A 4704-nucleotide genomic window follows, 5' to 3' on the forward strand; every position below is an offset into this window, starting at 1 on the left:
TACAATGATTGGTTCAAGCCAACTAAATTAAGTGTTTTTGTTTGGTTCGGCTTGACGAAGAAAGCAAAATAGAGAAAATGCAACTTTGACAAGCCCGAGCTTGCTCGAGTTTTAAAAAGTTTTTGCCGCACGTAGTGCAGAGAAAAAAGTTTTTAAAACTGAAGGCTTGCGAAGGTGCAAGAGGAGCGCTATTGTTTGGGTGGCTGACGAGGTTTGGACGCAGTCCAAGAAAAAATTTAATAATAGGAAAGTGGAAATTATGATTTTTCCACTTAACCCCCAAGTACTAAGAGGGGGGTTATAATTACCGAGGGGAGATTTATGGGTACTATAGAAAGCAAGGAAAACAATGTATTTTTAATTGACTGGCTAGCTTTTACAGTTCCAGTAAAGGTAGATAGCATAGGCAAGAAGGGTGTTGAAGATGTTTTAAATGCTCTTAATTTGAATGAATGGCCTTGGCAACCTCAGGAGAAGGGAAGAAACGGTTATAATCGTTCATTAAAATTACAGGAGTATGCGACTGTTTATTTTAATGAAATTAAATATACGGAAATTCCTTCTGACCGAGAAGATTTATTAGAACGGTATAAAAAAATGGGAGTAAATGTTGAATTTACTGGGAAAGGTTGCCGAATTGTAGAAAAAACATTTGAGTGGGTAGAGTTTCTAACTCAAATTCTAGAAATAGGTGGTAGAATCACTCGTTTAGATGTCGCTTTAGATGATTTTAATGAGTTATTAGATTTCTCAGTTATAGAAAACAAAATCAAGAATGGAGAAATTATTTCTTTAACAAGGACTAGAAAAGTAGATGAGCGCTTTGAATTTTCGAAAAGAGAGGATTTTGATAATCGAGGAGAAAGTAAAGGGAAAACTTTGTATTTTGGCAAAAGAGGTTCAGAGTTTTTACTGCGCTTATATGATAAGAAGAAGGAGCAGGAAAACAAAAAAATCTTTGTTGAATATGATAGTTGGCAACGTTATGAAATGGAACTTAGAAAAGAAAAGGCTATTGATTTTGTGAAACATCTATGCGAAGGTATGGAATTAGCTGAACTTTATTTAGCCGTTTTAAATGCACATATTCGATTTGTAGACCCAGTACCGAATCAAAAAAATAGAAGTCGGTGGCCGATTAGTGATTTTTGGAAAGATTTTTTAAATGATACTAAAAAAGTTAAATTAGATAGGAAAAATTTAGACCCTCAAATAAATAAGTCTATTGAGTGGTTTGATTCGTCTGTTTTTGCGACTATGCAGTTATTAGCAGAAGTTGCTGAACTAGGTGGAGTCGATTTGTTCGAAATATTGAAGAATGTACCTAAAAAAGAGAGGTCTGAGCGACATAAAGAAATGCTCAAAGATTTTAAATCTCTAGAAACATCTGAAAAACAAGATATTTTGAAAAAAATAGCTTCTATCGGAAGATGACAAATTGATAACTTTATGATATCTTATTGTTAGTTAAATGCTATCTTTTTGCAGAAGAGTAAATAGAAAGGATAACTATGAAAAAAGACAGGACAAAAACTGTTTTAATTCGTCTTACAGAAGAAGAAAAAAACAAACTTCAAGAAATGGCCGAAGAAAAAGAGATGAAAGTAGAGCCTTTTGTCAGGAGGACGATATTTTCAAATGATATCAAAAAGCTATCAAATGAAAATGATGTTCTTCGAGAAGAAATTAAAGATTTAAAACAAGATATTAGAATTTTAACAAATCAAAATTTAGCAGATAAAGAAGTGTTGTCTAAATTTACTTCTCAATTGTTAGAAATGTTAGAAAAGTTAGATAAAATGAAACAAGAAAAAGAAATTTTATCGCTTGAATTGAGTGAAATGAAAGAAAAAAAACCCTTTTGGAAACGAATTTTTGGAAGATAAAAAAAGAGCGATTTGTATCGCTTTTTTTGTTTCCAATTTTTTTGAAAAAAAGACACTATAATTAGATAGAAGAAGGAAATAAAAATATAAAGGAAGTTTTACAAAAAAATGTGAAACTTAGAGGTGAAAAACCTATGAAATATGTTGGAGATTATGTCCAAAGAGAAACTATTAAAAATCATATCTTTCATAATAAGAAAGACAAATTTGAATCTTTTGTCTTAGATATTATGGGGCAAATGATTGAAGATTTTTATTATGGATATTCACTTGAGTTTGATTTACTTTTGAAAGAGTATTTTAAATTTATTCCAAAATTTAAAGTAAAAAAACGAACCCTGGAAAGTCTTAATATCGATTTTCACTTTTTGTATGGTTCTTCAATGACAGAACAAGAAATTAACAAGTTTTTTGATGACTTTGTTTCATCTTTGGTTAATCGTATTGCAGTCTTCATTCTTGAAGAAGGTTTTATGCAACGACTGAGTGAGGCAGTTCTGAGATGTGATTATGATATTTATGAAGAAGAAGTGAATAGCGTTTTATTATATTGGGCTCCAAAAAGAGTTGACGTAATCTCTGAAGAATATCGTTTTTGGGAGGACGAAGATTAAAATGGCTAAAAAAGAAAATTTAAAATTGTATGCCTATAGAATTGCGAATCTATCGCAAGTTGCATTATATTTTCTCTCCAGACATCAGAATTTAACAACTAATGATTATCAATTTTTAAAAGCAAAATTAGTTGATTTATATTCTCGAGCGTTGGAACTCTTGATAATGGCTGGTGCAGATGATAACGAGATAAACGATTTTATCAATGATTATAAGGAAAAAGGAGAAATAAAGTGAAAGGACTCAAGCAGTTTCAAAAATTTGATTTAGAAGAATTTTTAAAAGGAAAAGAATTAACATTTTTAGATTCTAATCCTTATTATGAGTATGTTGAAGGGAAAAAAACAGAAAACATTTTAGGAGTTAAGCTTCTGTGCGTAATTACTAAAGATGATACCGAATATGATTCTGATGTTACCAATTTATATGAGAAAGTGACTATTAAGATTCAAGGAGCAAACTCAGTTAATCTAAAGCGTGGTTCTCGGTTGAAGATTGGAGATGGTTCTGCTAAAGTTTGGGGAAATTTTTCTGAGAATCTTACTATTGAATCAAAAAATATTCAAGTTTTAAAAGATAAATAATGATTGAATATCAGGTAATTTCTAGGAAAAGTGAGAATGAAAAACGGTTAGTTGTACTGTTTTTCTTCTCTTTCTTGTTGTGCTTTATCAGGCAAACAAGTTTAATAGCGTGTATCGTGTCTATCTTGATTATTGCTTATTTCTTAATAGAATATGATATAGGAAGGACAAAATTTGATTATTTTCTTTTTCTGATTGGCAGATTAAAATTAGAGCGTCAGTTAATGAATGCTAAAATTTATGTTCGGCTTAATTCTAGAAAAACAGGAAATATCTATGTAAAATTGCCTAAAATTCATATTCTAAGACAATCAGAATTTAAGATTTGGATTCAAATTGAATTAGCAATAGACAACTATAATATCTTAAAAGAATTTGATTTTTCGCCGATATTTAAAGGTTATCGACAAATGAGGGTTATCGATACGCTCGGTAGAGAATCTATTATATTTGAATTAGAAAAGGTTGATTATGATAGACAATTCAAGTTTAGAAATATTCGTGAAATTGTAGAACAAAACTGGGATATTTCTAAAATTAGTATAGACAAAAATACTGAAATAAACACATTAAATCATATTCTTCTATCTGGCCAAACAGGTTCAGGAAAGACCTATGCTCTTTTATATCTGTTGCTGATATTAGCAGTAAGAAACGCTGAAATTTCAGTTTGTGACCCTAAAAATAGTGACCTTGCTGAACTTTCAAAGAAATTAAAGATAGAATCAAAAACCTCAGCTACTGATATTGTTAAAGAGGTAAAAAATGTTTATCTAGAAATGGAAAAACGGAAAAAACAGAGAATAAAGGAAAATTGGCCTATTTCTACAACAGCAATAGATAACGGTTTAAATCTACGAATTCTAGTAGTAGATGAATTTGCTAGTTTACAATTAAAACTACAAAAAAAAGAGCTTGATGAACTCTTGAAATATATTTATCAAATTATTTTAGAAGGTAGAGCATTGTCTTGTTTTGTTATTCTTGGAATGCAACAAGCTAATGCAACGGTAATACCAACTTCACTAAGAGAACAGTTTGGCTCAATTTTTGTTTTAGGAAACAGTGGTGAACAAACCTTTAATGTAGCTTTTCAAGAAAAAGCTGATAATTTACCTAAATTCCCTTTAAAAGCTGGAGAAGGCTGGTTAGTTCAAAACACGGATATAGAGCCTAAATTTGTTAGATTTCCTTTTCTTGAATTTCTAATCTAAAATGGAAACACTTTACTAATCAAATAAATAGTAGTATAATAAAAAACAGATAAAAAAGAAAAAGCATCCATCCACCGCCAAGTTTCGGAATGCTTTCACTAAATTTCTTCTATAAGAAGATTATACCAGATTAATGTTTTATTAGCAAGCTAGTAGGATGAAAAAGAAAGTATCTTCAAATAGATTAGAGAATTAAAAGTGAGAGCGTAGGCGGTGCCTTCGCTCTTTTTATGTGTAATTGCTATTCTAGAGAGAGGGGCGCACTCGTTTTTCTCTATTACAATGATTGGTTCAAGCCAACTAAATTAAGTGTTTTTGTTTGGTTCGGCTTGACGAAGAAAGCAAAATAGAGAAAATGCAACTTTGACAAGCCCGAGCTTGCTCGAGTTTTAAAAAGTTTTTGCC

Annotated in this window: 6 protein-coding genes; all 6 read left to right on the forward strand. The window is 30.8% G+C overall.

Features of this window, described 5'->3' with window-relative positions; translation table 11 throughout:
• Window positions 1–321 precede the first annotated feature (321 nt).
• The 6 genes from QM424_RS09690 (at window position 322) to QM424_RS09715 (ending at window position 4299) form a co-directional block, all read left to right on the forward strand.
• Window positions 322–1434 (forward strand): replication initiation factor domain-containing protein, encoded by a 1113-nt coding sequence (locus QM424_RS09690; RefSeq protein ID WP_414394526.1) that lies wholly within the window; start codon window positions 322–324, stop codon window positions 1432–1434.
• Between the two features lie 77 nt (window positions 1435–1511).
• Entirely contained in the window at window positions 1512–1886 is a 375-nt protein-coding gene (locus QM424_RS09695; RefSeq protein WP_414394528.1) for a plasmid mobilization protein, read from the forward strand.
• Window positions 1887–2020: 134 nt separating this feature from the next.
• On the forward strand, window positions 2021–2500 hold the full coding sequence (locus tag QM424_RS09700) for a hypothetical protein (protein ID WP_414394531.1): 480 nt from the start codon (window positions 2021–2023) through the stop codon (window positions 2498–2500).
• A gap of 1 nt (window position 2501) precedes the next feature.
• A complete protein-coding gene (locus QM424_RS09705) occupies window positions 2502–2738 on the forward strand; it encodes a hypothetical protein (RefSeq protein WP_414394534.1) in 237 nt (78 codons plus the stop codon).
• Window positions 2735–3085: a hypothetical protein gene (locus QM424_RS09710; protein ID WP_023920331.1), complete on the forward strand. Its 351-nt coding sequence runs from the start codon at window positions 2735–2737 to the stop codon at window positions 3083–3085. Before QM424_RS09705 ends, QM424_RS09710 begins: the two co-directional genes overlap by 4 nt.
• Window positions 3085–4299, forward strand: coding sequence for an AAA family ATPase (locus tag QM424_RS09715; RefSeq protein WP_414394536.1), 1215 nt, complete (start codon window positions 3085–3087; stop codon window positions 4297–4299). The genes QM424_RS09710 and QM424_RS09715 overlap by 1 nt, the downstream gene beginning before the upstream one ends.
• Window positions 4300–4704 lie beyond the last annotated feature (405 nt).

This window comes from Streptococcus mitis (assembly GCF_047464945.1).
Taxonomy (GTDB): domain Bacteria; phylum Bacillota; class Bacilli; order Lactobacillales; family Streptococcaceae; genus Streptococcus; species Streptococcus mitis_EA.

Excerpts from the sequence above, each read along its gene's own strand:
- QM424_RS09695 (WP_414394528.1), top strand. The coding sequence starts at position 1,512 with ATGAAAAAAGACAGGACAAAAACTGTTTTAATTCGTCTTACAGAAGAA.
- QM424_RS09715 (WP_414394536.1), top strand. The coding sequence starts at position 3,085 with ATGATTGAATATCAGGTAATTTCTAGGAAAAGTGAGAATGAAAAACGG.
- QM424_RS09690 (WP_414394526.1), top strand. The coding sequence starts at position 322 with ATGGGTACTATAGAAAGCAAGGAAAACAATGTATTTTTAATTGACTGG.
- QM424_RS09700 (WP_414394531.1), top strand. The coding sequence starts at position 2,021 with ATGAAATATGTTGGAGATTATGTCCAAAGAGAAACTATTAAAAATCAT.
- QM424_RS09705 (WP_414394534.1), top strand. The coding sequence starts at position 2,502 with ATGGCTAAAAAAGAAAATTTAAAATTGTATGCCTATAGAATTGCGAAT.